Below are 25,342 nucleotides of genomic sequence, written 5' to 3' on the forward strand. Positions count from 1 at the left end.
ACCCCACACCCCACACCATTGGAGCAACTGTGAGCATTGAGCGCACCCTCGTCCTGATCAAGCCCGACGGCGTCGCCCGGAACCTGACCGGCAGCATCATCGCCCGGATCGAGGCCAAGGGGTACACCCTGGCCGAACTCAAGAAGGTCCATGCAAGCCGGGAACTGCTGGAGCAGCACTACGAGGAGCACCTCGGCAAGCCGTTCTACGAGCCGCTGGTCGAATTCATGCTGAGCGGACCCGTCGTGGCTGCGATCTTCGAGGGACACCGTGTGATCGAGGGCTTCCGCTCGCTCGCCGGCACCACGGACCCGACGACGGCGGCCCCCGGCACCATCCGCGGCGACTTCGGCCGCGACTGGGGGGTGAAGGTTCAGCAGAACCTGGTCCACGGCTCTGACTCAGTGGAGTCCGCCGAGCGTGAGATCAAGATCTGGTTCCAGGCCTAGGTTCCCGGACACGGCCCCAGGACACGCTCCCGGGCCGCGCTCCCGGGACACGCTCCCCGCCGAGGTGAGAGTTAAGGCCCATGTTCAACGTGAACATGGGCCTTAACTCTCACCTCGAGGCGGTTATCCGGCGTCCGTCTCCTCAGTAGCCGGAGGTCCCGATGAAGACCTGGATGAAGGCGAAGAAGATCGAGGCGATCACGGCGACGTAGAGCAGCGCCGTGATGATCCAGCCGGAGTCGGCCAGGACCCGGGTGGGGCCGGCCGGCAGCCGGATCACGCCATGCGACACGTTGCGGACGGTCACCCAGACAAACAACGGAATCATCGCCGCCCAGACGATCATGCAGAACGGGCACAGGATGTGGATGGAGTACAGCGCCTGGGACCAGAGCCAGATCACGAAGGCGAAGCCGAGCGTCACGCCGGCCTGCAGGCCCAGCCAGTACCAGCGGGCAAACGTGGCGCCGGCCAGCATGGCCATGCCTGTGGTTATGACGACGGCGAACGCCACGATGCCGATAAACATATTGGGGAAACCAAAGAGCGAACCCTGCCAGGTCTGCATCACCTGGCCGCAGGAGATCCACGGGTTTACGTCGCAGACGGTCACGTGGTTGGGATCCTTGAGGACCTCAAGCTTCTCCAGCACCAGGGTTCCGGAGGCCAACCAACCGACGACGCCGGTGATCAGCAGGAGCCACGCAAAAGGGCGGTCTCGGGTCATCGGAGGGAGGGGCCGGTCTGCGACGGCGGAACCGGGGGACCGCCGTTGGATGGTCGCGTCGCCGGGGGCACTGGAGATGCTGGGCATGGAATGAGGGTCCTTTGCGTCGGGTGCTTCTGGCCCTGATTGTATCGCCGCAGCCTGAACCTTGCCGGGGAACCTCCTGCGGCAGCTCGTGTCCCGCCCTCCGCCGCGGGCTTGACACCCCGCTTACGCCTTCTTTGACGGCTCCTGTGAGACAATAAGCATGGCTGGAACCCGATCCACATCCGGATTCCGGTCCGGCGACTTTGTTCCCAAGACCGCCAATGATGAGCAGGGAGCTACGGATCCTCTGATCCCGGCTATCCCGCAATGCCATTGGTCGGCACCTGGTTGTGGTGTGTAGATCAACGGGTTTCAGAACAATTCCGCCGGCCCGCCAGGGCTGCCGCACCCCACTGCCGGTGCGAACCTGAGGGTATTCAATTGACTTCTGTCAATGCCTGCGGGTGTTGACAATAATTGCCCTAACGGGTGCCGGATGTGGCGGCACGTCAGGGGCAGGAGCGTCGCCACATATGGATAATGACCAGGTTGTAGCCGGAAACGAAGAACTAGCAGTTGCTGCAGAAAATGCAGAAGCCACACCACCCAAGCGGCCCGTCAGGACCCGCCGCAGGGCACTCCCCAAGGCAACCTCTGCCGAGCCCGCCGCGGAAGAACCGGCCGCGGAAGAACCGGCCGCGGAGGCACCGGTCAAGGCTCGCGCCGGGGACGCCCCTGCGCCTGAGGCCAAGAAGCCACCCGTCCGCCGCACCCGTGCCCGCAAGGCCGCCGCGCCGGCCGAGCCCCTCCCGGCCTTCGCCGAAGAGACCGCAGCAGAACCGGTAGCCGCAGAACCCGTAGCCGCAGCCGAGGTGCCCGCAGCCGGGGCCGTCGTTGCCGGTCCGGCAGAGAAGAAGCCCGTGCGACGCCGCGCCAGCCGCGCCAAGGCAGCCGCCGCCCCAGCCCCCGTCCCCGCAGCCGAGGAAGTCGCAGCCGCCGCCCCAGCCCCCGTCCCCGCAGCCGAGGAAGTCGCAGCCGCCGCCCCTGCAACAGCAGACCCAGCCGCCGCCGCCCCCGCCCCAGCCGCCGCCGCCCCCGCCCCAGCCGCCGCCCCCGCCGCCGAGGAGGCAGAAGCGGCGCCGGCCGAATCGCCGTCGGCAGCCTCCTCGCTCTTCCTGGAGCCCGGTGCCGTCACCTCGATGATCTTCCAGGCCCCGGACCTGACCGCCGCCGTCCGTCCGGCACCGGCCGCCGCGGAGGAAGCCGAAGACGAAGAAGGCGAGGAAGGCGAAGATGGCGACGGCCGCCGCCGTCGCCGCAGCCGTGGCCGTCGTGGCCGCAGCCGCACCGCCGAGACCGATACTGAGACCGAGCCCGACGGGGAAGGCGACGGCGACGGTTCCACCGGGGAAACCGAAGAAGGTTCCGAGGAGACGCTGGCCGACGGCGTGACGTCCCGCCGCCGCCGCCGCCGTCGCCGGGGTGACCAGGACCTGGAACTGACCGGTGGGGAGGACGACGATCCGCCCAACACGGTGACCCGTGTCCGTGCGCCGCGCGCGGCCAGCGAGGCTCCGGTCAACAACCGGGTCACGTCGCTCAAGGGCTCCACCCGCCTCGAGGCCAAGAAGCAGCGCCGCCGCGAATCCCGCGACACCGGCCGACGCCGCACCGTCATCACCGAGGCGGAGTTCCTGGCCCGCCGCGAGTCCGTGGACCGCCAGATGATCGTCCGCCAGCGCGACGACAGAATCCAGATCGGCGTCCTGGAAGACGGTGTCCTGGCCGAGCACTTCGTCTCCAAAACCCAGCAGGACTCCCTGATCGGCAACGTCTACCTGGGCAGGGTCCAGAACGTGCTGCCCTCCATGGAAGCCGCCTTCGTTGATATCGGACGCGGCCGCAACGCCGTGCTCTACGCCGGTGAAGTCAACTGGGAATCCGTCAACCTCGCGGGCAAGCAGCGCCGGATCGAGAACGCGCTGAAGTCCGGCGACTCCGTCCTCGTCCAGGTCACCAAGGATCCGGTGGGCCACAAGGGCGCCCGGCTCACGAGCCAGATCTCACTGCCCGGCCGCTACCTCGTGTACGTGCCCGGCGGTTCCATGACCGGTATCTCCCGCAAGCTGCCCGACGTCGAACGCAACCGCCTCAAGCGGATCCTCAAGGACCGCCTGCCGGAAGATGCGGGCGTCATTGTCCGCACCGCGGCCGAGGGCGCGTCCGAGGAAGAGCTCACGCACGACATCAACCGCCTCCGTGCGCAGTGGGAAGGGATCGAGAGCCAGTCGACGTCGACCAAGATGCTCGCCCCTGAACTGCTCTACGGCGAACCGGACCTGACCATCAAGGTGGTCCGGGACGTCTTCAACGAGGACTTCTCCAAGCTGATTGTCTCCGGCGAGGAAGCCTGGGACACCATCGAGGCCTACGTCACGTATGTGGCTCCGGACCTCGTGGGCCGGCTCGAGAAGTGGACCAAGGACGCGGATATCTTCGCAGCCTGGCGCATCGACGAGCAGATCCACAAGGCACTGGACCGCAAGGTCTTCCTGCCCTCCGGCGGGTCCCTCGTGATCGATCGCACCGAAGCCATGACCGTGGTGGACGTCAACACCGGCAAGTTCACCGGCAGCGGCGGCAACCTGGAGGAAACCGTCACCAAGAACAACCTCGAAGCAGCAGAGGAAGTCATCCGGCAGCTCCGGCTCCGCGACATCGGCGGCATCATCGTCATCGACTTCATCGACATGGTGCTCGAGTCCAACCGCGACCTCGTGCTGCGCCGCATGGTGGAGTGCCTGGGCCGTGACCGGACCAAGCACCAGGTGGCGGAGGTGACCTCGCTGGGGCTCGTGCAGATGACGCGCAAGCGGATGGGCACCGGGCTGCTGGAAGTCTTCGGCGAACAGTGCGAAACCTGCGATGGCCGCGGCATTGTCACCCACGACGAGCCGGTGGAGCACCGCCGGGCCAACACGGTTGCTGCCGAGCACTACGTCCCGCGGACCGAGAGCCAGCCCGCGGCACGGACCGAGCGCAAAGGCCGCCGCCGCGGCCGGGGCGGCCAGGGCGCGGAGGACCAGTCCGCCCAGGCACCAGTCCACGCCGAGCCCACCGAGGCCGAGCGCCACGCCAAGGCCGAGACAACCCGCGCCGCCCTGGCGAATATTGCCGCAGCGGCGCACGCCGCGCACCTGCACGACGGGGACGCCGACGCCGGAACCCGCCAGGCCGACGCCGAGGCGCGTCGGGCCGCCGTCGACGCCGTCGCGCAGTTCGCCGCCACGGAGGAAGCTGCCGGACGGCCCGCTGCCGTGCTGACCTTCGGCGGCGAGCAAGTCGCGCTGCCGTTCGTCGAGCACGCGGACGAGTCCCCGGCAACGGCCCTGACCCTGGACCTGCTGACCGAAGCCTTCGCCCAACTGGGCGAAACCGACGACAGCAAGCCGGCCACAGGCCGGACAGCTGCGGCGGCTCCGGCCCGCGCCGGCGGCACCGGACCGGGACGTGTCCAGGGGCCCGGTTCCCAGACCGAGGCCGAAGCCGAGGCCGGCACCTCCCGCGCCCGCCGCGGCCGCCGCAACCGGAGCGCCAGCCGTGCCCAGGGTGCAGCCAACGCGACGTCCGTTGAACACCGTGAGGCCGCGGAGCACCGCGGGACCGCCACGCAGCCCGCAGCAGGTGAAGTGCACGAGGCCAAGGCTCCCGCCGCCGCACCGGCAGCAGTGAAGCCGGCCGCGAACCAGCCGATCATCCTCGGCGTCGGCGTACCGGCGTCGGAGCTGTAACAGCCCAACACGGCAGCACTTCAGTAGAGCAGCAGTTCAGCAAGTCGCGGGTGCGGTCCGGACCCGGCGTAGCGATGCGCAGGGTCCGGGCAGCACCCGCGACTTCGTTAACGCGACTTCGTTGGGCGGTACGGCTAGGCTGAAGCACTGACACGGGGTGCCGCGCATCGAGCCGGCTGAGATCCAGACCCGTTGAACCTGTCCGGTTAGCACCGGCGAAGGGATGTCTCTCTTGGCTTCATCCGCCTTTGCAGTCCCCACTTTAGAAGTATCGACTTTTGCGGCCGCACTTCTGCCGCACGCCCCGCGCACCGCCGAGCCCAGGATCCCGCGCGTGCTCGCCATCGCCGGCTCGGACCCCTCCGGCGGGGCAGGCATCCAGGCCGATCTGAAGAGCATTGCGGCGCACGGCGGCTACGGCATGGCGGCGATCACGGCCCTGACCGCCCAGAACACCCGGGGCGTCAGCGCCGTCCACGTCCCGCCGGCGGCGTTCCTGACCGCTCAGCTGGACGCGATCAGCGCGGATATCAGTATCGACGCCGTCAAGATCGGCATGCTGGGGGACGCCGACGTGATCGACGCCGTCCGCGGCTGGCTCGAAAAGACAAGGCCCGGCGTCGTTGTCCTTGACCCGGTGATGGTGGCTACGAGCGGAGACCGGCTTTTGCAGGAGTCGGCCGAGGCGGCCCTGCACGAGCTGCTCCCCTACGCGGACCTCATCACGCCCAACCTTGCGGAACTGGCGATTCTGCTCAGGGAACCCGTCGCCGCGGACTGGGACGAGGCCCTGGACCAGGGCAAGCGGCTCGCCGCCCTGGCCGGCACCACGGTCCTTGTGAAAGGTGGCCACCTCGACAGTGGTGCCGGCGCCGTCGCCGGCCCGGGGGACGATAGCGTCGACGGCGGCTGCCCCGATGCGCTCGTCAACACCGGCGGACTGCTGCGCCAGGACGTCGTGGTGGTGCCGGGGGAGAGGGTGCCCACCCGCAACAGCCACGGCACAGGCTGCTCGCTGTCCTCGGCGATCGCCACCGTGCAGGTCCGTGTGGGGGACTGGGAGGCGGCGCTCCGCGAGGTCAAACCGTGGCTGGCGGGTGCGCTGCGCGATTCGGAGCGTCTCGGCGTCGGAACCGGGAACGGCCCGGTCCACCATTTCCACCACGTGCAGCATCTGACCCAGCACCATGCCGGCCCGCGGCACCACGCGCCCGCGGAGGGCGAGTTCGCCGCCGCCCTCCGGGACAGCGCCGCCGCGGACCTTGAGGCGATCTACGGGCTGGAGTTCATCAAGGCGCTGGCCGACGGCACGCTGCCGGAGAAAGACTTCGCCTACTACCTGGCGCAGGACGCCCGGTACCTCAACGGCTACTCCCGCGTGCTGGCCCGGGCGGCGGCCATCGCGCCCACCGAAGCCGAACAACTCTTTTGGGCGCGCTCCGCGCAGAACTGCCTTGAGGTCGAGTCCGGGTTGCACCGGAACTGGCTCAGCACCCGCACGGCAGACCTGGGGCTGGGGCCGGTCACCAAGTCCTACGTGGACCATCTGCTGGCCGCCTCCGTCTCCGGCAGCTACGGAGTGCTGGTGGCCGCCGTCCTGCCGTGCTTCTGGCTCTACGCCGAGGTGGGGGAAACCCTGCACGGACAGTTCCTGGCCGCCGGGGCGCCGGAAGCGCACCCCTATGCCGTGTGGCTGCGGGCCTACGCCGATGAGGAATTTGCCGCCGCGACCCGGCAGGCGATCGCCTACACGGATGCGGCGGCCCGGCTGGCCTCGGGGCATGAGCGGGAGGCCATGGCGCTGGCCTTCCGTCAGTCAGCCGGCCACGAAGTGGAGTTCTTCGACGCGCCGAGGCTGTACGCCTGACCCGGTCGACGCGCCCCGGCCTGTACGATAGTCGGGCACGGTACCGGAAGTCGTGGCGGCACCACTCGGTCACTACCAATTGGTCAGTATCAATTGGTCACCGCCAAGTGGCGCCTATCACGAACTACCCGCCGGAACCAGCCTCATTTGCGACCGAAGGCAAAATTAGCGTAGTCTAAATCTTCGGTGCTTACGCCAACACTTGGGTTATGACCTTGAGGACAATCCGTTTCAGTATTGTCCACGGGATAGCTCATGGGTTCCCCCGGGGAACCCACCGGCGTAGAGGCACAGCGTGAGCCGGACCAAATACCTTGGACCCAGGTTCCGCACGCAAATCTAGTAATAAACGTCGAGAGAAGTGAGTTCCCCAGTGGTGTACGCGATTGTCCGCGCAGGCGGCCGCCAAGAGAAGGTTTCCGTTGGAGACTTCGTTACCCTGAACCGCGTCCCCGGTGGAGCCGGCAGCACCTTTGCGCTGCCCGCACTGCTCCTGGTGGACGGCGACAAGGTGACGTCCGCTGCCGCGGACCTGGCCAAGGTAACGGTTACGGCTGAGATCCTCGAAGACCTTCGTGGTCCGAAGATCGTCATTCAGAAGTTCAAGAACAAGACCGGCTACAAGAAGCGCCAGGGTCACCGTCAGGAATTGACCAAGGTCAAGATCACCGGTATCAAGTAACTACCCGTTACTGTTCAGGTTTTCAGCAGATTCCCCAGAATTTTTAAGGCAGGCATTTTCAAATGGCACATAAAAAAGGCGCGAGTTCCACTCGCAACGGTCGTGACTCCAACGCCCAGTACCTCGGCGTCAAGCGCTTCGGCGGCCAGGTAGTTTCCGCAGGCGAGATCATCGTCCGCCAGCGTGGCACGCACTTCCACCCGGGCGCCGGCGTAGGCCGCGGCGGGGACGACACCCTGTTCGCACTGGCCCCCGGCGCCGTCGAGTTCGGCACCCGCCGTGGTCGCCGCGTTGTGAACATCGTGGCTGCCGCAGCTGCAGAGTAACAACAAGCAATAAAATCGGTGGGGCGGGCCAATAGGTCCGCTCCACCGGTGTTTTAACCGCAATACAATCATCTTGGGCCGTTTCGGGGGCCTAAGGAACAGCACTGAGGAGATCCACGTGGCGAGCTTTGTAGACCGGGTAGTACTGCACGTATCCGGCGGTACCGGCGGCCATGGTTGTGTCTCCGTCCACCGCGAGAAGTTCAAGCCGCTCGGCGGTCCCGACGGCGGCAACGGCGGTAACGGCGGCGACGTCATCCTGCGTGTTGATCCCCAGACCACCACCCTGCTTGACTACCACCACGCCCCCCACCGGCACGCCACCAACGGCGGCCCCGGCATGGGCGACTGGCGCGGCGGCAAAAACGGCGAAACCCTGATCCTTCCGGTGCCCGAGGGTACCGTGGTGAAGTCCAAGGACGGCGGTGTCCTCGCCGACCTCGTGGGCGAAGGCGCCGAATACATTGCCGCCGCCGGCGGCATAGGCGGACTCGGCAACGCCTCGCTATCGTCCCAGAAGCGCCGGGCCCCCGGCTTCGCCCTGCTCGGCATCGAAGGCGAGTCCAGCGACGTCGTCCTGGAACTGAAGTCCATCGCGGATATCGCCCTCGTCGGCTTCCCGTCCGCCGGCAAATCCAGCCTCATCGCCGCCATGTCGGCGGCGCGGCCCAAGATCGCCGACTACCCCTTCACCACCCTGATCCCGAACCTCGGCGTCGTCCAGGCCGGCGAGATGCGCTTCACCATCGCCGACGTCCCGGGCCTGATCGAGGGTGCCAGCGAAGGCAAGGGCCTCGGCCACTACTTCCTGCGCCACGTCGAACGCTGCGCTGCCCTGGTGCACGTGCTGGACTGCGGCACGCTCGAGTCGGACCGCGACCCGCTCTCGGACCTGGCCATCATCGAAGCCGAGCTCGAGAAGTACGCGGTGGACATGAGCTACAGCGGAGCCGACGGCGAGGTGGTGCCGCTGAACCACCGCCCCCGCCTCATCGCCCTGAACAAGGTGGACCTGCCGGACGGCAAGGACATGGCCGGATTCGTCCGCCCGGAACTCGAATCCCGCGGCTACAAGGTCTTCGAGATCTCGGCCACGAGCCATGAGGGCCTGCGCCAGCTCGGCTTCGCCATGGGCGAGATCGTCCAGGCCGCCCGCGACGCCCTCGCCGCCGCCCCGCCGAAGGTCCACGCGCCCGTGCTCAAGCCCCGGGCGGTCAACGAATCAGGCTTCAAGATCCGCCGCGAAGAAAAAAACCTCGAGCCGCTGTTCCGCGTCATCGGCGACAAGCCCGTGCGTTGGGTCAAGCAGACCGACTTTACCAACGAGGAAGCGATCGGCTATCTCGCCGACCGCCTCGCCAAGCTCGGCGTCGAAAATGAACTCTTCAAGCAGGGCGCCGTGCCGGGCGACACGGTCGTGATCGGCGAGGATGACGGCGTCGTCTTCGACTGGGAGCCGACCATGATGGCTGGTGCCGAGCTGCTCGCCGCGCCGCGGGGCACCGACGTGCGCTTCGCCGACATCGGCGACCGCCCCACCCGCGGGCAGAAGCGTGACGAGCAGGTGGAACGCCGCGAGGCCAAGGCCGCCGCCCGTGCCGAGCTCGAAGCCGAGCGCAAAGCCGGCATCTGGACCGAATCCGTCAGCAGCCGCAGGGTCGCCAAGCCGCTCAAGGAGAGTGCACTGGGCGAAGACAATGCGGAGTGAGCCCACAGACGTGAGTGAGGGGTCCGCAGCCATTATCGAGGAACCAGGCAACGGCAGGAGCGTGCTTGCCAGGGCGCGCCGCATCGTGGTCAAGGTCGGCTCGTCGTCGTTGACCAGCATCAAGGGCGGCATCTCGGAAGAGGCGCTCATCGCGCTGTCGGATGCCCTTGCGGCCAAGAGCAATGCGGGCATGGAAATCATCCTGGTGTCGTCGGGGGCCATCGCGGCGGGCCTGGCTCCGCTGGGACTGGCCAAGCGTCCCCGGGACCTGGCTACCCAGCAGGCGGCGGCCAGCGTGGGCCAGGGCCTCCTCATGGCGCGGTACACCCAGGCGTTCGGTGCGCACGGCGTGACTGTCAGCCAGGTGCTGCTCACCGCCGATGACCTCATGCGGCGCAGCCATCACACCAACGCCTTCCGCGCCCTGAACAGACTGCTCAACCTCGGCGTGGTGCCGGTGGTCAATGAAAACGACACCGTGGCCACGCACAAGATCCGCTTCGGCGACAATGACCGCCTGTCGGCACTCGTGGCCCACCTGGTGCGTGCCGATGCCCTGCTGCTGCTCTCCGACGTTGATTCGCTCTATGACGGACCTCCCGCGAAAGGCGCCAAGCGGATTCCCCGGGTGGATGGGCCGCAGGACCTCGAGGGCGTGACCATTGGCGCGCCCGGCAAGGCCGGAGTCGGAACCGGCGGAATGCAGACAAAGGTCGAGGCGGCCATCATGGCGGCTGATTCCGGGATCCCCGCGATGGTCACGTCGACGGCCAATGTGGCGGCAGCGCTGGCCGGCGACGACGTCGGCACGTGGTTCACCGTGAACGGGGCCCGCAAGCCGGTGCGGATGATGTGGCTCGCCCACCTCGCGCACGTGCAGGGCCGGCTGATCCTCGACGACGGCGCGGTGACGGCCGTCTGTGACCACCACACCTCGCTGCTCCCGGCCGGGATCTCGGCGGTTGAAGGCAGTTTCGAGGCCGGCGACGCCGTGGAAATGGTCGCCGCCGACGGCACGGTCATTGCGCGCGGTCTGGTCAACTATTCAGCGGCTGAGTTGCCGCAGATGCTGGGCCGTTCCACAGTGGAACTCGGGGAGTCGCTGGGACGCGGATTTGACCGTGAGGTTGTCCACGTTGACGACCTGGTTCTGGTTTAGCCGCCGCACCTGCCTAGACTTGAAGGATGACTGAGGCACTGATTCCCCAAGCCGTTGAGACTTCCGACGACGCCACGCAGGCGGCCTTTGTTCCCGGGCAGGAGACGGAGCGTCTTTCATCCGCCGATGTCGAGGCCGCCGTCCACGCGATTGCCGACCGTTCACGCCACGCCGCCCGCCGGATGGCGCGCGCCAACCGGGCGTGGAAGGACCGCGGCCTGCGCGCCGTTGCCGCCGCCCTGCTGGCGCACCAGAGCCAGATCCTCGCGGCGAACGCCCAGGATGTTGCCGCGGGCCGGGCCAGCGGAACCTCCGCGGCGCTGCTTGACCGCCTCACGCTCACCAGCGACCGCATCCAGGCCCTCGCCGCGGCGCTTGAAAACCTCGCGAACCTTCCCGATCCGGTGGGCAACGTGGTGCGCGGCCAGACCCTCCCCAACGGGCTGCGCCTGCGCCAGATCAACGTGCCGATGGGCGTCGTCGCCGCCATCTACGAGGCGCGCCCCAACGTCACCGTGGACATTGCCGGGCTGGGCCTGAAGAGCGGCAACGCAGTGATCCTGCGCGGCGGGACCGCCGCCGCCGCTACGAACGCGGCCCTGGTCACCGTCCTCCGCGAGGCCCTGGAGTCGGCAGGCCTGCCCGCCGACGCTGTGCAGAGCGTGGACCAGTTCGGACGCGAAGGCGCGAACGCCCTCATGCGGGCCCGCGGCCGCGTCGACGTGCTCATTCCCCGCGGCGGCCGCGAGCTGATCCAGTCGGTCGTGACCAACGCCAAGGTGCCGGTGATCGAGACCGGCGAAGGCAATGTCCACATCTTCCTGGACTCCTCGGCCAACGAGGACATGGCCGTGGATATCCTGCTCAACGCCAAGACCCAGCGGCCCAGCGTCTGCAACACCGTGGAAACCCTCCTGGTCCACTCGGATTCCACCGTGCTGCCCGCCGTCGCCGCCGCCCTTCGCTCCGCCGGCGTCACCCTGCACGTCGATGACAGGATCCGGGCGGCCCTGCCGGCGACGGTCGCATCCGTCCCCGCCACCGAGGAGGACTGGGCCACCGAGTACATGGACCTGGACCTCGCCGTCGCCATGGTGGACAGCCTGGACGACGCCGTCAAGCACATCCGAACCTGGTCAACCGGGCACACCGAGGCCATCCTGACCAATGACCTCGCCAACGCCGAACGCTTTATCGCGGAGGTCGATTCGGCCGCAGTGATCGTCAACGCGTCCACCCGGTTTACCGACGGCGGCGAGCTGGGCCTGGGCGCCGAGGTGGGGATTTCCACCCAGAAGCTGCACGCGCGCGGCCCGATGGGACTGACCGAGCTCACCACCACCAAGTGGATCGTGCAGGGCGAGGGCCAGATCAGGGGCCAGTAACGCTGTAACATGGAACAGAAGTCCGGAACGGCGGGGACATCCGCCGTCGCTAAATTTTGAACTCACTAGGGGAGAACATGCTGTCGCAGCAGATCGCCACCATCATTGCCGTCGCCGGCGAAGCCGGCCAGGAGGAACTCGCACCGATTTGGGCGCCGCCGTGGGTTTTCGGCGCATCGATCTTCGCGATCCTCCTCGTCATGTTGTTCGTCACGCTGTCCTACTCCAATCTGGGCAAACGGCACGCGGCCGTCGAGGAGCACGCGGATCCGCACCGCCAGCATCCGAACAAGCACGATAACGGCCACGGGCACTAATATTTCCGCCACCGTGAAGCAGCGCGGCGTGCAGCGCCGCCTGCGGCTTGGTGTGATGGGCGGCACCTTCGACCCGATCCACCACGGCCACCTTGTCGCGGCCAGCGAGGTCGCGGCCAAGTTCGACTTGGATGAAGTGGTGTTTGTACCGACGGGCCAGCCGTGGCAGAAGCTGAGCAAGAAGGTCAGCGAGGCCGAACACCGCTACCTTATGACCGTGATCGCCACGGCCTCGAACCCGCGCTTCACCGTAAGCAGGGTCGACGTTGACCGGCCTGGCCCCACGTACACGATCGACACGCTGCGGGATCTGCGCACGCAGCGGCCCGACGCCGATTTGTTCTTCATCACCGGGGCCGATGCCCTGGGCCAGATTCTGTCCTGGAAGGACATCGACGAGCTGTGGTCCCTGGCGCACTTTGTCGGCGTCACCCGCCCCGGCCACGTTCTGGACGGGATGGGACGCAAGGACGTCAGCCTGTTGGAAGTTCCCGCCATGGCGATCTCCTCGACGGACTGCCGCAGCAGGGTCGCGGCGGGGAATCCCGTCTGGTACCTCGTGCCGGACGGTGTGGTCCAGTACATCGCCAAGTACGGACTGTACGACGGCGACCCGGCAACCGTCGACCGCGGGGCCGGACAACGCGCCGCACGCTATGACCGAGCCACCGAGACAGCCCAACCCGCCAGCATTGAATGAGTCTGCAATGAGTCAGGAACAGCCACCCGTCCGCAGCCGTCGCGAACTGCGACAGGCCAGAGATGAACGCCTGGAAGCGAACCCGGAGTCCGGGCCCGATACCCCCGGGGGTCCCGGCGAGGTTTCGCCTGCCTCAAACCGGCCTGCCGCAAACCAGCCGGCCTCAAATCCCGCCGCGCAGGTTGACCCCGGCGAGCCCACCTCCGCCGAAACCACCGGCCGCAGCCGCCGCGTGGCCGAAGGCCCCGTGGACTCCGTGCGAACGGGGTCCGAACGGTCCTCCCAGGTCCGCGCCCGGGACCGCGCCGCGTTGCGCACCATCAAAGAACTTGCCGAAAAAGAGGGCCACCTGGCAGGCAGCGGACCGCTCACACGGCGCCAGCTCCGGCTCCTGCAGCTGGCCGCCGAAACAGCCCCCGCGACGTCGGCCAACCTGATTGTCCCCGCCTCGCCGCGGACCCGGGCCACGCCCGTCGTGCCCCACCCGGGCGTGCCCCAGCCGGGCGTGCCCCAGCCGGGCGTGCCCCAGCCGGGCGTGCCCCAGCCGGGCGCCACGCCGGGAGAGCAGCCGGCGGTCCCCAAGGGTACGAAGGCCGCAAACCGGGACACCGGTGCCCCCGGTCCCGGCGGTAAGGGTCCCGAGGGTATGACCGTGGAACAGGCCCTGGCCGCGCGTGAGCTCCTCGCCCGGCAGGCCCAGAACCAGCTGGCCAAAATCGAGCACATCAACGCGGCGGATCCCGACGCCGTCGATCCTGACGTACTGGCCGAGCAGATTGCCCTGGCCGAGCGGGCTGCCGTGCTGAACCGCAGGGCCGCAGCCAAGCAGAAGCTCGCCGAACAGAACAGTCAGCCGAAGCCAGCGCGGAACGATCCGACCACCGCCAACAACCTGGCGATGGTGACACCCCTGGAGTTCGTCCAGGTTCCCGGTGTGGAGCGGCCCGTCATGAAGCGCCCAGCCACGTCCTACGTTCCGGTGGTCACCAACTCGGGTCCCCGGGTGGAGAAACCCCGGAAATCCGGGAACCGCCGTCCCGGTTCCTCCCGACAGTACGGCCCGGGATCTGAGGCGGGCCGGGCCGGAGTGCTCGCCCGCGCCGAGGCGGCCGCCAGGGCAGCGCCCGGAACTCCGGCACCGTCGCAGCAGGCCGCGGGAGCCCCCGCGGTGAACCGGCCCGACGACAAGTTGGCGGGCCGGCCGCCGGTGGCGGCGAATTCGGCCTATGGACTCGATCCGCTGGATGCGGCCACTGCCGGCCTTGGCCGGGCCCGGCGCCTCCGGTTGCTGCAGCTGGGCGTGCTGGCCCTGGGTGTGCTGGCGCTCATTGCCGGCATCACCCTGATCGTCACCGGCCTGGGCCGTTAGCCCCGCAGGCTTCTGCACCGGATCTTCCGCCGGCCCCTTAGCCGGTTGTTTCAACCCCGCAGAATTCAACACCACAGCTTTTCACCCCAACAAGGAGTCCCGTGACTGCAACAGAATCAGCCATCGCCACAGCCCGACATGCAGCCCGAGCTGCCGCGGAGAAACTCGCCGAGGACATTATGGCCATGGACGTCAGCGAGCGTCTGGCCCTGGCCGACATCTTCCTGATCGCCTCGGCACCGTCCGAACGCCAGGTCAACGGCATCGTGGACGGCATTGAAGACGAACTTTCCAAGTTCGACCTCAAGCCGATCCGCCGTGAGGGACGCTCCGGCGGCCGCTGGGTCCTGCTGGACTACGGCGACATTGTCATCCACGTCCAGCACGAGGAAGACCGCGTCTTCTACGCCCTTGAGCGGCTCTGGAAGGACTGCCCCGTCGTCGACCTGCAACTGGGCGACGACAGCTCGGCCAAGGCCCCCGTGGCCTCCGAAACGGAGTAGCAGGCCGGAGCGGCCGGGCAGGAAGGCCGAATATGCCCGATTTGGAATTTTCCGAAAGGCTGTTCTAAGATATTTGAGTTGCTTCGGAGAGATCCGGACCAAGAGACGGAGCCGGAAGCGTAAGCTGACGGAGTCGGGGCAACAAAAATTCGGGGCTGTGGCGCAGCTGGTAGCGCACCTGCATGGCATGCAGGGGGTCAGGGGTTCGAGTCCCCTCAGCTCCACCGAATGATCCGCCGGAATTGAAAGATTCCGGCGGATTTTTTTGTGCCTTTTTCGTTAGCTGGGTCCGGCGGAAGTCGTCGACAGCGCTCCGCGAAGCCACCGTAGTTGCGGGGTGCACCGAGGGGCGCAGGAACCGTCGACCATACCCGGCTCCACCGCGCCGCGGTCACGGTATCTGACCGGGCCGCTGGCGCAGCGCGCGCTGAAGACATGAGCGCACTATCCCAAGGCTGTCGCCGAGGAGTAGATCGCGCGGATTGGATGTTGCCCGTTGCTATTTGACGATGGCGTCATTTCCGGTGACGGCGGGCGGAGCATGGAAACGCCCCGCCGGCGGGTTTTGGCGGGGCGGTCGTCGTCGGGCTGACGTAATGGCGGTCTTCGGTGACGGGGTGTCTTGCTCGCTGTTGCCGGTGATCGCGAACCCGGTGGAGATCCTTTCGTCCAGGACGGCCAAGACGGCGAGTTTGATCCGGCGGGTGCTCGCCGACAGGCAGCAGCCCGAAGTGGCTGCGGGAGTCCATTTCGGAGTTGGCGAGCATTCGAAGGGATTCCAGGTCGGTGTCGCCGAGCAGGTTGGCCTGGTCATTGACTGGCGCGGGCAGGCAGGCGCGTTCGCGCCGCTGAACTGCGTGGCGCGTCGATTCGCGCCAGCGCACAATGTGGTTTAAGCTAACTTGGTTGCTTCCGGGAAACCGGTTCTTCACCAGTGATTCGGGGCTGTGGCGCAGCTGGTAGCGCACCTGCATGGCATGCAGGGGGTCAGGGGTTCGAGTCCCCTCAGCTCCACCGAAGAGGCCCTGCTCAGTGAGCGGGGCCTCAGCTGTTTTCCGGCCGGCTCTCCTGCCGCCAGGTCCGCCACGCCCGCCAGGCACCCGTCGCCCACAGCGCCCACACCACGAGCAGCGGCTGGAAGAGCAGGCGGATCCCGCGGCTCAGGTCCGAGTTGAGACCGAAGGAATCGGTTGCCGTGACGAACTGCGAGATGTTTCCCGGGAACACCGCCACGAAGAATGCCGCAACGATCCAGCCGAGGGTTGCGCGCCTCCGCCGGAGCAGGAGCAGCCCCAGTCCCAGGGCGATTTCCACCAGCCCGGATGCCACCACCACGAAGTCCACATCCATCGGCAGCCAGGGCGGCACCTGGGCGCGGAATGCCTCACGGCTCCAGCCCAGATGGCTGACACCGGCCAGGACCAGGAACCCGCCCAGCAGCAGGCGGCCGGCGGTCCGCAACACTGAGCGCAGCCGGGAATCCGCGGCGCGGGACGGAATTTGATCTGGTGTCCGGACCGGACCGTGGGATTGAACTGGACTGTCGGACATGCGGCGCCGCCTTCTGCTGAGGTGGAATCAGCTTAGCAAGGCAGCTCAGGAGTCCCTCGCCCCGCCGGCGCCACTAATATTGGGGACGTGAATGCAACCCTGCCCCCGTGCCCCGAATGCGCCAGCGAATACACCTACCAGATGGGGGCGCTCCTGGTATGCCCCGAGTGCGCGCACGAATGGTCCCCGGCCGGGGCAGAGGATAGCGGAGAGCAGGAAGCGAAGCCGGTCAAGGACGCCGTCGGCAATATCCTCGCCGACGGGGACACCGTCACTGTCATCAGGGACCTCAGGATCAAGGGCAGCTCCACCGTGATCAAGGTGGGCACCAAGGTCCGCGGCATCCGGCTGGTGAACGGCGTGGGCGGCCATGACATCGACTGCAAAGTGGACGGCGTCGGTCCCATGCAGCTCAAGTCCAGCGTGGTGAAGAAGACCTGACCGGAGCAGGATAAGTTGGCAGTAAGAACTTGGAGATCACTGGTAGTTCCAGGTCACAGACACTTGGCATGAACAGAACAGGCGGCAGCTCGCGCGTGGCGGACGACAATCTCGAATCCCTCTTCTCCCGGCTGAGGAGGTTCCCGGATGTGGAGGCGGCGAACCTGCAGGCCTGGGACGCCACGGACAAGCTCCTGCTGGACACTGCCCGCGAAATGCCGGCCCCGGGGCTCCTGGAACCGGGCAGCAGGCTCGCCATCGTGGGGGACCGCTACGGCGCGCTGACGCTGGGGGCACTTGGCGTTCTCGGCCCGGATGCCGCCCCCGTTGCCGGCCCGGTCCGCGTCCACCAAGACCTCATCACGGGAGAACGCGCCCTCCGCCACAACGCCGGGACCCTGGGCGTCACCGGGGGCTTTGAACAGCTCCCGCTCGGCGCCGGGCTCCTGGCCGGGGCCACCGTGGTGCTCCTCCAGCTGCCCAAGTCCCTCGCCGAACTGGAGGAGATCGCCGACGCCGTGGCCCGCCACGCCGCGCCCGACGTCGTACTCCTCGCCGGCGGGCGGGTCAAACACATGAGCCTGGGCATGAATGCCGTACTGGAGCGCTTCTTCGGCGAGGTCCGGCCGCAGCTCGCCCGGCAGAAGTCCCGGATCCTGCTGGCCAGCAGCCCCAAACCGGTTATCGCGCCCCCGCGGTTCCCCGTCTCCGCGGACAATGCCGAGCTGGTCCTGACCGTTTATGCCCGCGGGGCCGTCTTTGCAGGAACGGGACTGGACATGGGAACCCGTTTCCTCCTGGACTTCCTCCCGCAGATGCCGTCTGCGCACCATGCCGTCGATCTGGGGTGCGGCACCGGGATCCTCGCGGCCATGTATGCCCGCGCCCACCCGGCGGCCAGGGTCACAGCCACGGACCAGTCAGCGGCCGCCGTCGACTCCGCCCGTGCCACCGCCCTGGCCAACGGGCTCCAGGACCGGGTCGATGTCCGGCAGGACGACGCTATGGACTCCCTGCCGACGGCCAGCGCCCAGCTGATCCTGCTGAATCCGCCCTTCCATGTGGGGGCCGCGGTCCATGCCGGGGCAGGCATCAAGCTGATAGAAGCTGCGGGGCGGGTCCTCGCTCCGGGCGGGGAACTTTGGACGGTGTTCAACAGCCACCTGCACTACCGGCCGGTGCTGGAGCGGCTGATAGGCCCCACCCGGGAGATCGGCCGGAACCCGAAATTCACCGTGACGGCGAGCATCCGCAAATCTGCGGACGTATGAAGCAGGGGTGTGGGCGGCTCCCGGCGCGTGACGTAGCATTCTCACATAAGCAGTGCTTGGCCAAGATGTTTAGGGGTACCAGTGTCTGAGATCCGTCAGCCCTCGCCGAGGCGCGGAACCAATTTGCCCCGGATGGGCGATTTCAACCTTACGGTCATCGTCGATGCCATCCGGCGCTCCCGGGCCGGACTGAGCCGGGTGGAGCTGGCCAAGATCGTCGGCCTGTCCCCGCAGACGATCTCCAACATCACCCGCCGCCTCCTCGACCAGAATCTGATCTACGAGGCTGGCAAGGCGGGCACCGGGCCCGGCAAGCCCCGGACCATTCTCCGGCTCAATGCCGCCGGAATGTCTGCCGTGGGCGTCCACCTGGACCCCGCTTTGACCACCTTCGTGGTGCTGGACCTCCTGGGAGCCGTGGTCAAACACTCCAGGATCAAGACTCCAGCCGGCACCGATCCCAAGGCCGTCATCAACACCATCGCCGACGAGATCAAGCAGCTCATCTCAGACTCCGGCGTGGACGCGTCCAGGATCGCCGGACTGGGTATCGCCTCGCCCGGCCCCATTGACCTCAACGAAGGCACGGTTGTTGACCCTCCGCTCCTGCTCGGCTGGGACCGGGTCCCGCTGCGCGATGCCCTGGCGGAAGCCACCGGGCTGTCCACCATTGTGGACAAGGACGTGACCAGCGCGGCGGTGGCCGAAACCTGGGCCGGCGGCCCCAGCGGCGCGGGCAGCTTCATTTTTATGTACATGGGAACCGGGATCGGCTGCGGGATCGTCCTCAACGACGAAGTGGTCCGCGGCACCTCCGGGAATGCCGGCGAAATCGGCCATATCATGGTTGACCCGGGCGGGGCGCCCTGTGACTGCGGGCTGCGCGGCTGCGTGAAGTCCTCCTGCATCCCGCAGGTGCTGGTGGCCCAGGCCGTCGACGCCGGTGTGCTGGCCGCCTCCCACCAGGCCGCGAACGGCCCTGCGATCCAGGAAAGCTTTTATGCGCTGTGCGCCGCGGCCGCCGCAGGGGACCAGCGCGCCACCGACATCATCGACCGCTCTGCCGTGCTTGTCGCCCGGGCCGTCTCGACAATCACCAACGCACTGGACGTGGACCGCGTGGTATTCGGCGGCCCTTTCTGGACCTGCCTCGCGGACCGCTACCTGGCCCGGATCCCGGAACTGGTCAGGGAAAGCAGTGCCACCCGGAAGATCCACGAAATCGAGGTGGTGGGCACCGGCGTCGGCGAAGATGTGGGCGCTATCGGAGCAGCCTGCCTCGTCCTGGAGCACATGCTGGCGCCCCGCTCGCAGCGCCTCCTGCTGGAGGGCTAGCCAGCCGGGCCGCTGATCCGCGCCCGGCGATGCGCCGCTCAGTCGATATCCTCGATGACGGTGCCGAAGGGGATACTGTCGTCGAGGTGCGCCTGATGGCCGTGCGGAAGCACGAGAATCCTGACGCCGTGCGCCTTGTCCGCCGCGGACTGCATCAGAACGGGCCGGACCGTGTTGACGAAACTCTCGCTCTTGCCGGCGAGGTACTCCTGGTAACTGGCTGGAAGCTGGATCATGGCAACAGGATAGTCCTGCGCAGGCGCAATGGGGAGGGGTCCCCATTGCCGGATCCATGGGCACGGGCTTGGATAGGATGGCCGGTGGCGCGGCAGCTGCCGCCGCCGGACCAGACCAGCTACCAGGGGGACCTCCACGTGCTTCAGACTATGGCCGCCGTCCGGATCGAACCGGCCGAACTGGCCCGGGCGCAGCAGACCCTGGCCGCGATTTCCCGCAGCTTCGAGGCCAAGGTGGTGGGCCAGGGCAGGCTCCGCGAATCCCTGCTTGTGGGGCTCATGACCGGCGGGCACATCCTGCTCGAAAGCGTGCCGGGCCTGGCGAAGACCACGGCCGCCCGGACCGTGGCCGAGGCGATCAGCGCCGACTTCCGCCGGATCCAGTGCACGCCTGACCTGCTGCCCAGCGACATCCTCGGAACCCAGATCTACGACGCCGGCCAGGGCACCTTTGTCACCCGGCTCGGCCCGGTGCACGCCAACATCGTCCTGCTGGATGAAATCAACCGCTCCAGCGCCAAAACCCAGAGCGCCATGCTCGAGGCCATGCAGGAGGGCCAGACTTCCATCGGGGGACAGGTGCACCCGCTGCCCGCCCCGTTCCTGGTGTTGGCCACCCAGAATCCCATCGAGCAGGAAGGCACCTACCTGCTGCCCGAGGCCCAGATGGACCGCTTTATGCTCAAGGATGTGCTGGACTACCCCACCCCCGCCGAAGAGGCCGAGATCATCCGCCGGATCGACGCCGGTGTCTTCAGTGCGGAGCAGAAGCCGGCGGCCGCCGCCTCCCTCGATGCCGTCTCGGAGCTGCAGGAAACCGTCCGCCGGGTGTACATCGATCCGGCCATTGTCCGGTACATCGTGGGCCTGGCCTTCGTCACCCGCAACGCCGGCCAATACATCGACGCGCGGCTTGCCGGCTTCATCGAGTTCGGCGCGAGCCCGCGGGCCAGCATCGCCTTCAGCCAGGCCGCCCGCGCCGTAGCCCTGCTCAACGGACGGGACCATGTCATCCCGGAGGACGTGAAATCGCTCGCGCACCGAGTCCTCCGGCACCGGCTGATCCTGGGCTTCGAGGCGGTTGCCGAGCAGGTGCCGGTGGAAACCGTCATCGACGCCATCGTCGCCGCCGTCCAGACCCCTTAGAGATGGCTCTCCTCCGCCGCGTGAAGTCGCAGATGTCGATCTTCGCGCACCGCAGGGCCCGCGGCCTGCTCGAAGGCGAATATGGCTCCGTCTTCAAGGGCCGCAGCCTCGATTTCGATGACCTGCGCGCCTACGTGCCCGGCGATGAGGTCCGCGACATCGATTGGAAAGCCACGGCCCGCCACGGCTCACCGCTGGTCCGCCATTACCTCGCCGTCCGCCGGCAGACCGTTCTCCTCGTCACCGATACCGGGCGCAACATGGCCGCCGAATCCCGCGACGGCGAGGAGAAGAAGGACGTCGCCGTGATGGTCCTCGGCGTCGTCGGGTACCTTGCCCACCGCCACGGCGACGCCGTCGGACTGGTCAGTGGCGACGCCGGCGGTTCCCGGACGCTGCCGGCCAAGACGGGCGAAGCGCACCTCGAGCGGCTGCTGCGGGCAGTCCATGACGGTACCTCCCTGTCTTCGGCGCCGAGCCGGATCGAAACCCAGCTGGACTTCGTTGCCCGGAACTACGCGCAGCGGATGCTGCTCCTGGTTGTCGCCGATGAAGTGCTGCCCGGTGCGGAGACGGAGCGGCTGCTCCGCCGGCTGCGGGCCCAGCACGAGATTCTATGGTTCACCGTCCGGGACGCGGAACTGGCAGGGGCGGGGGCGCGGGCCGGGGACGCCGTCGACGTGGCAACTTCCGGACTGCTGCCGGGCCGCCTCGCCGCGTCCGCCTCGCTGGCCGGCGCCTACACGCGGGCCAGGGACGAACGCGACGCCGCACGGCTGTCCCTGCTGCGCCGGCTGGGCATCGCCGAAGCCGACGCCGGAGGCAGCCGCGACGTGGTCCCCGCGGTCTTTTCGCTCCTGGAACGGCACCGCCGTGGACGGTAGCTTCTACGGGCCCCTCGGCTACAGCGGGTGGTTCCCCTGGGCCGCCCTGGGCCTCGTGGTTCTCGTGGCGGCCTGGTACGCCTACGTCGTCCTGAGCACCCGCCGCCGGACCGGGCCGGGGGCGCGAGAAGCGGCGCGGTTCACGCCGCCGTCGGACATCTCCGGGCTCCAACAGGACTACCTGCGGCGGATCGATGCGGTCGCCCGGGAGGCCCAGGCTGGCGCGCGCTCTGCCCGCGCCGCCCACCAGGAGCTGAGCCTGCTGATCCGCGGCTTCACCCGGGACGTCTCGGGGGTGGACGCTCCGCGCATGACGCTTGCCGACCTCCGGTCCGTCGAGCCGCACGGCGGGAACCTGCCCGCCGTGGCGGAGGCCATCGGCCGGTTCTACCCGGCAGAATTCGCGGCCGCCCCGGGCTGTGCTGTGCCGGGCTCTGCCTGCCATGCTTCCGCTGTCCCGGAAGCGGCCGAGACCGCGCGGGAGGTGATCCGGTCATGGAACTGACCTTCTGGTGGATCCTGCCCGCTGCCCTGGTCACTGCCGTCGCGGCCTGGTACCTGGCGAACCGACGGCCCCGTCCGCTGGACGCCCGACGCCGGCCGGTCGCGCACAGCGACCGTCTCACGGCGTTGCCCGAGTACCAGGCGGCCCTGAGGCGGCACCGCAGCGGGCTCCGGGTCATCGCAGCAGCGGGCGTCGTGCTGGCGGTTGCTGCCGTCGTGGCCGCGGCCCGGCCTGCCGAGCGCAGCACCGTCCGCCCCGAACAGCACAAGCGGGACATCATCCTCTGCCTGGACGCCTCCGGGTCCATGACCGGTGCCGACGCCGCCGTCGCGGAGGTCTTCGGCCAGCTCGCGAAGGAGTTCGACGGCGAACGCATCGGCCTCACGGTCTTCGACAGCAGTGCGGTGCAGGTCTTTCCCCTGACCGACGACTACGACTATGTCCAGGAGCAGCTGCGGCAGGCGAAAGAGGCCTTCGAAGGTGCCGGCAGCCGCAGCTTCCTCGACGGAACCTGGAACGGCGAGGGCTCCTCCCTGATCGGCGACGGGCTGGCGTCCTGCGTGCAGGGCTTCCCCACCACCAATGCCGGGACGGGAACGGGGGAACGCGCCCGCTCGGTCATCCTGGCCACGGACAATTTCCTCGCCGGCACGCCCATCCTCACCCTGGCGGCGGCCGGCAGCCTGGCGAAGGGCCGGAACGTAGCGGTCTACGCCCTCAACCCCGGCGACTACGACTTCGGCGACGGCACCGAAGCAGCCACGGAACCGCGGCAGCCCGGCGCCTCGCTGCGCGCGGTGGCGGAGGGTTCCGGCGGCGCCTACTACGCCCTCAACAGCCCCGGGGCGGTGCCCGGCATCGTCGCGGGGATCGAGGCGGGCCAGGCCGCGGCACTCCGGGGGGCACCCCGGGCCGTGGTCTCCGACCGCGCCGAGGCGCCGCTTATCGTGGCTCTGCTCGCGGGCCTGGTCCTGGCCGGCGCGTCCTGGCGGCTGACGCGATGACGTTCAACCCCGTACTGCCGTGGTGGCTCATGGCCGTGCTGGCCGCCGGCATTGTTCTGGGCATCTGCTGGGTCCTGCTCCGTTCCCGGCAGCAGCTCGCGCCTTCCGGGGAGCTCCGCGGCTGGCTCTTTCGTGGCAGTCTGGTGCTCCTGCTTCTTCTGGCCGCAGCCCGTCCCGGGGTCCCGGGCGGCGCCGTACCGGCGGCCGCCAGCGGGCTGAATGTGTTCTTTGTGGTGGACACGAGCAGCAGCATCGTTGCCGAGGACTTTTCCCCGGCCGGGCAGCAGGGCGTCGGCGGAACGCGGCTCGACGGCGTTCGCCGGGACATTCGGACCATCGCCGACGAGCTCGCCGGCGCCCGCTACTCGCTCATCAGTTTCGACTCAGAGTCAGTGCTGCGGATGCCCCTGACGGCGGACGCCTCCGCGCTGGACACAGCGGTGTCCGTGCTGGGCCCCCAGATCACCTCCTACTCCAAGGGCAGCAGCGTCACCGCGGCCCGCACCGTGCTGGCCCAACGGCTCGCGGCGGCCCGCGACAGCCACCCGGAGCGGCCCCGCCTGGTGTTCTACTTCGGCGACGGCGAACAGACCAGCGCCACGGCACCCCAGGCGATGGGGCTGGACTCCTCGCTGGTGAGCGGCGGCGCCGTGCTGGGCTACGGCACTGCGGAAGGCGGCAGGATGAAAGAGAACAGCGGCGACCCGGCGCGGCCCGCCGTGGACTACATCCAGGCCCCCGGCGGTGGTGGCCCCGGCAGTGGCAGCCAGGCCGCGGTATCGCGGATCGACGAGGAGATGCTGCGGGACATCGCCCGCGGGCTCTCCGTGCCCTACGTCCACCGGGCCGCCGGCGATTCCGCCGCCCCGATGCTGCAGAAGGCCATGCCCGGCACGATGGAACGCACTGGGGAGCCGCTCGAGGGCAGGACCGAGCTGTATTGGCTTCCCGCGCTCGCCGCCTTCCTGCTGGCGCTGCGCGAAACCCTGCTGGTGTTCCGCCAGCTCCGGGAGCTGCGGCCGGTCCGCAGCGCATCTCCGGGCACGGCACCGGCTGCGGCCAAAGGGCTAAACACTTGAGCGGCCAGCCCGCCAACCGGCGCCGTCGGCTGCTGCTCTGGTCCGCCCTGCCCGGGCTGCTGGCGCTCGCGCTGGCTGCAAAACTGCTGGCCGCGGCGTGGTTCGGCGGGCAGGCCGCGGCGGCCTTCGCCCGCAGCGACGCACCCGCCGCCGGGTCCGCCGCCTCCGCCCTGGCCTTCGCGAACTTCCTGGAGCCGCACAAGGCACCCTTCGCCGCGGGCGACGCCCTGGCGCTCCGGGGCGACTACGCCGGTGCACGCACCGCCTTCGAGGCGGCCCTGGCCGGCGCCCCGCCGGAGGATGAATGCCGGGTACGGGTGAACCTTTCCCTCAGCATCGAGCGGCTCGGCGATGCCGCCCGCGCCGCAGGTGCCGCCAGCGCCGGCACTGACGACGGCGTCCGACTGCTGGAGGAGGCCCTGGCAGTGGTCAGGGCCGCGCCGCCCGGCTGCTCCGCCGTCGACGCCGACAGTGCCGACAGCGGGGCGGGGGAGAAGCTGCAGACCGCAGGGCAGCGGCTGGAGGAGAAAATCGAGCGGCTCCGCGGCCAGCCGGAATCCGTCGAACCCGGCACAAAACCCGGACCGGAAGACGGCAGCGCCGCGGACCCGGGGGGCTCTCCCGAGACGCGGCTTGAACAGCTCAGGGAGTCCGGAGAGTCCGCCCAGCAGGAGCGAAACCGCGGCCTGCAGCGGGAGGAGTATCTCAACGGCAGCAGCCCCGGCCCGCTCACGGACAGGCCTTGGTAACTTCCCGGGCGAAGAATATTCTGTCGCACCCCGAAATATGCCGTAAAGGTGCGTCTTAATTCGGCGGCGGACTTGAACGTCCCCGCCGCCGGGTCCTAGAGTTCAATACAAGTTACCCCGGTAACGTGTCA

Annotated in this window: 25 protein-coding genes, 2 tRNA genes and 1 riboswitch; of the genes, 24 read left to right on the forward strand and 3 right to left on the reverse strand. The window is 68.4% G+C overall.

All coding sequences use genetic code 11. The features are described 5' to 3' along the window. The first annotated feature begins 29 nt into the window (after nt 1-29). Nucleotides 30-449 carry a nucleoside-diphosphate kinase gene (gene ndk, locus AC50X6_RS08160; RefSeq protein ID WP_494965729.1) on the forward strand — a complete coding sequence of 140 codons (420 nt, stop codon included), beginning with the start codon at nt 30-32 and terminating at the stop codon, nt 447-449. 142 nt (nt 450-591) lie between these two features. Here the strand turns inward: ndk and AC50X6_RS08165 are convergent, their stop codons facing one another. After that, on the reverse strand, nt 592-1,263 hold the full coding sequence (locus AC50X6_RS08165; protein WP_494965730.1) for a vitamin K epoxide reductase family protein: 672 nt from the start codon (nt 1,261-1,263) through the stop codon (nt 592-594). A gap of 473 nt (nt 1,264-1,736) precedes the next feature. Between AC50X6_RS08165 and AC50X6_RS08170 the strand changes: the two genes are divergently transcribed. The 14 genes from AC50X6_RS08170 to AC50X6_RS08235 all read left to right on the forward strand — a co-directional run bounded on the left by AC50X6_RS08170 (nt 1,737) and on the right by AC50X6_RS08235 (nt 16,024). Continuing rightward, entirely contained in the window at nt 1,737-4,994 is a 3,258-nt protein-coding gene (locus AC50X6_RS08170; RefSeq protein WP_494965731.1) for an Rne/Rng family ribonuclease, read from the forward strand. Between the two features lie 143 nt (nt 4,995-5,137). Next, nucleotides 5,138-5,235: riboswitch (TPP riboswitch) on the forward strand. Beyond that, complete coding sequence (locus tag AC50X6_RS08175; RefSeq protein WP_494965732.1) at nt 5,218-6,861, forward strand: bifunctional hydroxymethylpyrimidine kinase/phosphomethylpyrimidine kinase; 1,644 nt, start codon at nt 5,218-5,220, stop codon at nt 6,859-6,861. Its footprint overlaps the riboswitch before it by 18 nt. 373 nt (nt 6,862-7,234) lie before the next feature. Then, complete coding sequence (gene rplU, locus AC50X6_RS08180) at nt 7,235-7,543, forward strand: 50S ribosomal protein L21 (protein ID WP_326966278.1); 309 nt, start codon at nt 7,235-7,237, stop codon at nt 7,541-7,543. A gap of 62 nt (nt 7,544-7,605) precedes the next feature. Beyond that, nucleotides 7,606-7,869, forward strand: coding sequence for a 50S ribosomal protein L27 (gene rpmA, locus AC50X6_RS08185; RefSeq protein WP_069952019.1), 264 nt, complete (start codon nt 7,606-7,608; stop codon nt 7,867-7,869). Between the two features lie 118 nt (nt 7,870-7,987). Beyond that, on the forward strand, nt 7,988-9,577 hold the full coding sequence (gene obgE, locus AC50X6_RS08190; RefSeq protein WP_494965733.1) for a GTPase ObgE: 1,590 nt from the start codon (nt 7,988-7,990) through the stop codon (nt 9,575-9,577). Next, nucleotides 9,567-10,736, forward strand: coding sequence for a glutamate 5-kinase (gene proB, locus AC50X6_RS08195; protein ID WP_494965734.1), 1,170 nt, complete (start codon nt 9,567-9,569; stop codon nt 10,734-10,736). The genes obgE and proB overlap by 11 nt, the downstream gene beginning before the upstream one ends. Nucleotides 10,737-10,762: 26 nt before the next feature. Further along, nucleotides 10,763-12,121, forward strand: a complete 1,359-nt coding sequence (locus AC50X6_RS08200) for a glutamate-5-semialdehyde dehydrogenase (RefSeq protein WP_494965735.1) — start codon at nt 10,763-10,765, stop codon at nt 12,119-12,121. Nucleotides 12,122-12,198: 77 nt separating this feature from the next. Next, nucleotides 12,199-12,438: a hypothetical protein gene (locus AC50X6_RS08205; protein WP_494965736.1), complete on the forward strand. Its 240-nt coding sequence runs from the start codon at nt 12,199-12,201 to the stop codon at nt 12,436-12,438. Between the two features lie 55 nt (nt 12,439-12,493). Continuing rightward, nucleotides 12,494-13,138: a nicotinate-nucleotide adenylyltransferase gene (gene nadD, locus AC50X6_RS08210; protein WP_494965793.1), complete on the forward strand. Its 645-nt coding sequence runs from the start codon at nt 12,494-12,496 to the stop codon at nt 13,136-13,138. Between the two features lie 7 nt (nt 13,139-13,145). After that, a complete protein-coding gene (locus tag AC50X6_RS08215; RefSeq protein WP_494965737.1) occupies nt 13,146-14,507 on the forward strand; it encodes a hypothetical protein in 1,362 nt (453 codons plus the stop codon). A gap of 101 nt (nt 14,508-14,608) precedes the next feature. Then, nucleotides 14,609-15,010, forward strand: a complete 402-nt coding sequence (gene rsfS, locus AC50X6_RS08220) for a ribosome silencing factor (RefSeq protein WP_326966225.1) — start codon at nt 14,609-14,611, stop codon at nt 15,008-15,010. Nucleotides 15,011-15,161: 151 nt separating this feature from the next. Further along, nucleotides 15,162-15,234 (forward strand) — tRNA-Ala (locus AC50X6_RS08225). Nucleotides 15,235-15,606: 372 nt separating this feature from the next. Beyond that, nucleotides 15,607-15,906, forward strand: coding sequence for a hypothetical protein (locus AC50X6_RS08230; protein WP_494965738.1), 300 nt, complete (start codon nt 15,607-15,609; stop codon nt 15,904-15,906). A gap of 45 nt (nt 15,907-15,951) precedes the next feature. Beyond that, nucleotides 15,952-16,024, forward strand: a tRNA-Ala gene (locus AC50X6_RS08235). A 30-nt stretch (nt 16,025-16,054) separates the two neighbouring features. Here the strand turns inward: AC50X6_RS08235 and AC50X6_RS08240 are convergent. After that, nucleotides 16,055-16,561, reverse strand: a complete 507-nt coding sequence (locus AC50X6_RS08240; protein WP_494965739.1) for a DoxX family protein — start codon at nt 16,559-16,561, stop codon at nt 16,055-16,057. Nucleotides 16,562-16,648: 87 nt separating this feature from the next. Here AC50X6_RS08240 and AC50X6_RS08245 point away from each other — a divergent pair, with 87 nt between their 5' ends. The 3 genes from AC50X6_RS08245 to AC50X6_RS08255 all read left to right on the forward strand — a co-directional run bounded on the left by AC50X6_RS08245 (nt 16,649) and on the right by AC50X6_RS08255 (nt 19,608). Beyond that, a complete protein-coding gene (locus tag AC50X6_RS08245) occupies nt 16,649-17,002 on the forward strand; it encodes a zinc ribbon domain-containing protein YjdM (protein WP_494965740.1) in 354 nt (117 codons plus the stop codon). A 68-nt stretch (nt 17,003-17,070) separates the two neighbouring features. After that, complete coding sequence (locus AC50X6_RS08250; RefSeq protein WP_494965741.1) at nt 17,071-18,273, forward strand: class I SAM-dependent methyltransferase; 1,203 nt, start codon at nt 17,071-17,073, stop codon at nt 18,271-18,273. Nucleotides 18,274-18,405: 132 nt separating this feature from the next. After that, nucleotides 18,406-19,608: an ROK family protein gene (locus tag AC50X6_RS08255; RefSeq protein WP_494965742.1), complete on the forward strand. Its 1,203-nt coding sequence runs from the start codon at nt 18,406-18,408 to the stop codon at nt 19,606-19,608. A 38-nt stretch (nt 19,609-19,646) separates the two neighbouring features. Here the strand turns inward: AC50X6_RS08255 and AC50X6_RS08260 are convergent, their stop codons facing one another. Beyond that, nucleotides 19,647-19,844 (reverse strand): hypothetical protein, encoded by a 198-nt coding sequence (locus AC50X6_RS08260; RefSeq protein ID WP_494965743.1) that lies wholly within the window; start codon nt 19,842-19,844, stop codon nt 19,647-19,649. 150 nt (nt 19,845-19,994) lie between these two features. On the opposite strand from AC50X6_RS08260, the gene AC50X6_RS08265 reads away from it, so the two are divergent. From AC50X6_RS08265 to AC50X6_RS08290, 6 genes are read left to right on the forward strand one after another with little or no spacing between them, the layout of a single operon-like run. Then, nucleotides 19,995-20,990, forward strand: a complete 996-nt coding sequence (locus AC50X6_RS08265; protein WP_494965794.1) for an AAA family ATPase — start codon at nt 19,995-19,997, stop codon at nt 20,988-20,990. 2 nt (nt 20,991-20,992) lie between these two features. Continuing rightward, nucleotides 20,993-21,874: a DUF58 domain-containing protein gene (locus AC50X6_RS08270; RefSeq protein WP_494965744.1), complete on the forward strand. Its 882-nt coding sequence runs from the start codon at nt 20,993-20,995 to the stop codon at nt 21,872-21,874. Beyond that, nucleotides 21,864-22,379, forward strand: coding sequence for a hypothetical protein (locus AC50X6_RS08275; RefSeq protein WP_494965745.1), 516 nt, complete (start codon nt 21,864-21,866; stop codon nt 22,377-22,379). Before AC50X6_RS08270 ends, AC50X6_RS08275 begins: the two co-directional genes overlap by 11 nt. Then, nucleotides 22,370-23,383, forward strand: coding sequence for a vWA domain-containing protein (locus AC50X6_RS08280; RefSeq protein WP_494965746.1), 1,014 nt, complete (start codon nt 22,370-22,372; stop codon nt 23,381-23,383). Before AC50X6_RS08275 ends, AC50X6_RS08280 begins: the two co-directional genes overlap by 10 nt. Then, complete coding sequence (locus AC50X6_RS08285; RefSeq protein ID WP_494965747.1) at nt 23,380-24,462, forward strand: vWA domain-containing protein; 1,083 nt, start codon at nt 23,380-23,382, stop codon at nt 24,460-24,462. The genes AC50X6_RS08280 and AC50X6_RS08285 overlap by 4 nt, the downstream gene beginning before the upstream one ends. Next, nucleotides 24,459-25,211 carry a hypothetical protein gene (locus tag AC50X6_RS08290; protein ID WP_494965748.1) on the forward strand — a complete coding sequence of 251 codons (753 nt, stop codon included), beginning with the start codon at nt 24,459-24,461 and terminating at the stop codon, nt 25,209-25,211. Before AC50X6_RS08285 ends, AC50X6_RS08290 begins: the two co-directional genes overlap by 4 nt. Nucleotides 25,212-25,342 lie beyond the last annotated feature (131 nt).

Source organism: Pseudarthrobacter sp. HLT1-7 (genome assembly GCF_059383435.1).

Coding starts and splice junctions, on each gene's coding strand:
- AC50X6_RS08265 (WP_494965794.1), top strand. CDS start 19,995: ATGGCCGCCGTCCGGATCGAACCGGCCGAACTGGCCCGGGCGCAGCAG.
- AC50X6_RS08270 (WP_494965744.1), top strand. CDS start 20,993: ATGGCTCTCCTCCGCCGCGTGAAGTCGCAGATGTCGATCTTCGCGCAC.
- AC50X6_RS08280 (WP_494965746.1), top strand. CDS start 22,370: ATGGAACTGACCTTCTGGTGGATCCTGCCCGCTGCCCTGGTCACTGCC.
- AC50X6_RS08200 (WP_494965735.1), top strand. CDS start 10,763: ATGACTGAGGCACTGATTCCCCAAGCCGTTGAGACTTCCGACGACGCC.
- rpmA (WP_069952019.1), top strand. CDS start 7,606: ATGGCACATAAAAAAGGCGCGAGTTCCACTCGCAACGGTCGTGACTCC.
- proB (WP_494965734.1), top strand. CDS start 9,567: ATGCGGAGTGAGCCCACAGACGTGAGTGAGGGGTCCGCAGCCATTATC.
- AC50X6_RS08260 (WP_494965743.1), bottom strand. CDS start 19,844: ATGATCCAGCTTCCAGCCAGTTACCAGGAGTACCTCGCCGGCAAGAGC.
- AC50X6_RS08175 (WP_494965732.1), top strand. CDS start 5,218: ATGTCTCTCTTGGCTTCATCCGCCTTTGCAGTCCCCACTTTAGAAGTA.
- AC50X6_RS08285 (WP_494965747.1), top strand. CDS start 23,380: ATGACGTTCAACCCCGTACTGCCGTGGTGGCTCATGGCCGTGCTGGCC.
- AC50X6_RS08215 (WP_494965737.1), top strand. CDS start 13,146: ATGAGTCAGGAACAGCCACCCGTCCGCAGCCGTCGCGAACTGCGACAG.
- AC50X6_RS08250 (WP_494965741.1), top strand. CDS start 17,071: ATGAACAGAACAGGCGGCAGCTCGCGCGTGGCGGACGACAATCTCGAA.
- AC50X6_RS08255 (WP_494965742.1), top strand. CDS start 18,406: ATGGGCGATTTCAACCTTACGGTCATCGTCGATGCCATCCGGCGCTCC.
- nadD (WP_494965793.1), top strand. CDS start 12,494: ATGGGCGGCACCTTCGACCCGATCCACCACGGCCACCTTGTCGCGGCC.
- AC50X6_RS08205 (WP_494965736.1), top strand. CDS start 12,199: ATGCTGTCGCAGCAGATCGCCACCATCATTGCCGTCGCCGGCGAAGCC.
- AC50X6_RS08165 (WP_494965730.1), bottom strand. CDS start 1,263: ATGCCCAGCATCTCCAGTGCCCCCGGCGACGCGACCATCCAACGGCGG.
- AC50X6_RS08170 (WP_494965731.1), top strand. CDS start 1,737: ATGGATAATGACCAGGTTGTAGCCGGAAACGAAGAACTAGCAGTTGCT.
- AC50X6_RS08240 (WP_494965739.1), bottom strand. CDS start 16,561: ATGTCCGACAGTCCAGTTCAATCCCACGGTCCGGTCCGGACACCAGAT.
- AC50X6_RS08230 (WP_494965738.1), top strand. CDS start 15,607: ATGGCGGTCTTCGGTGACGGGGTGTCTTGCTCGCTGTTGCCGGTGATC.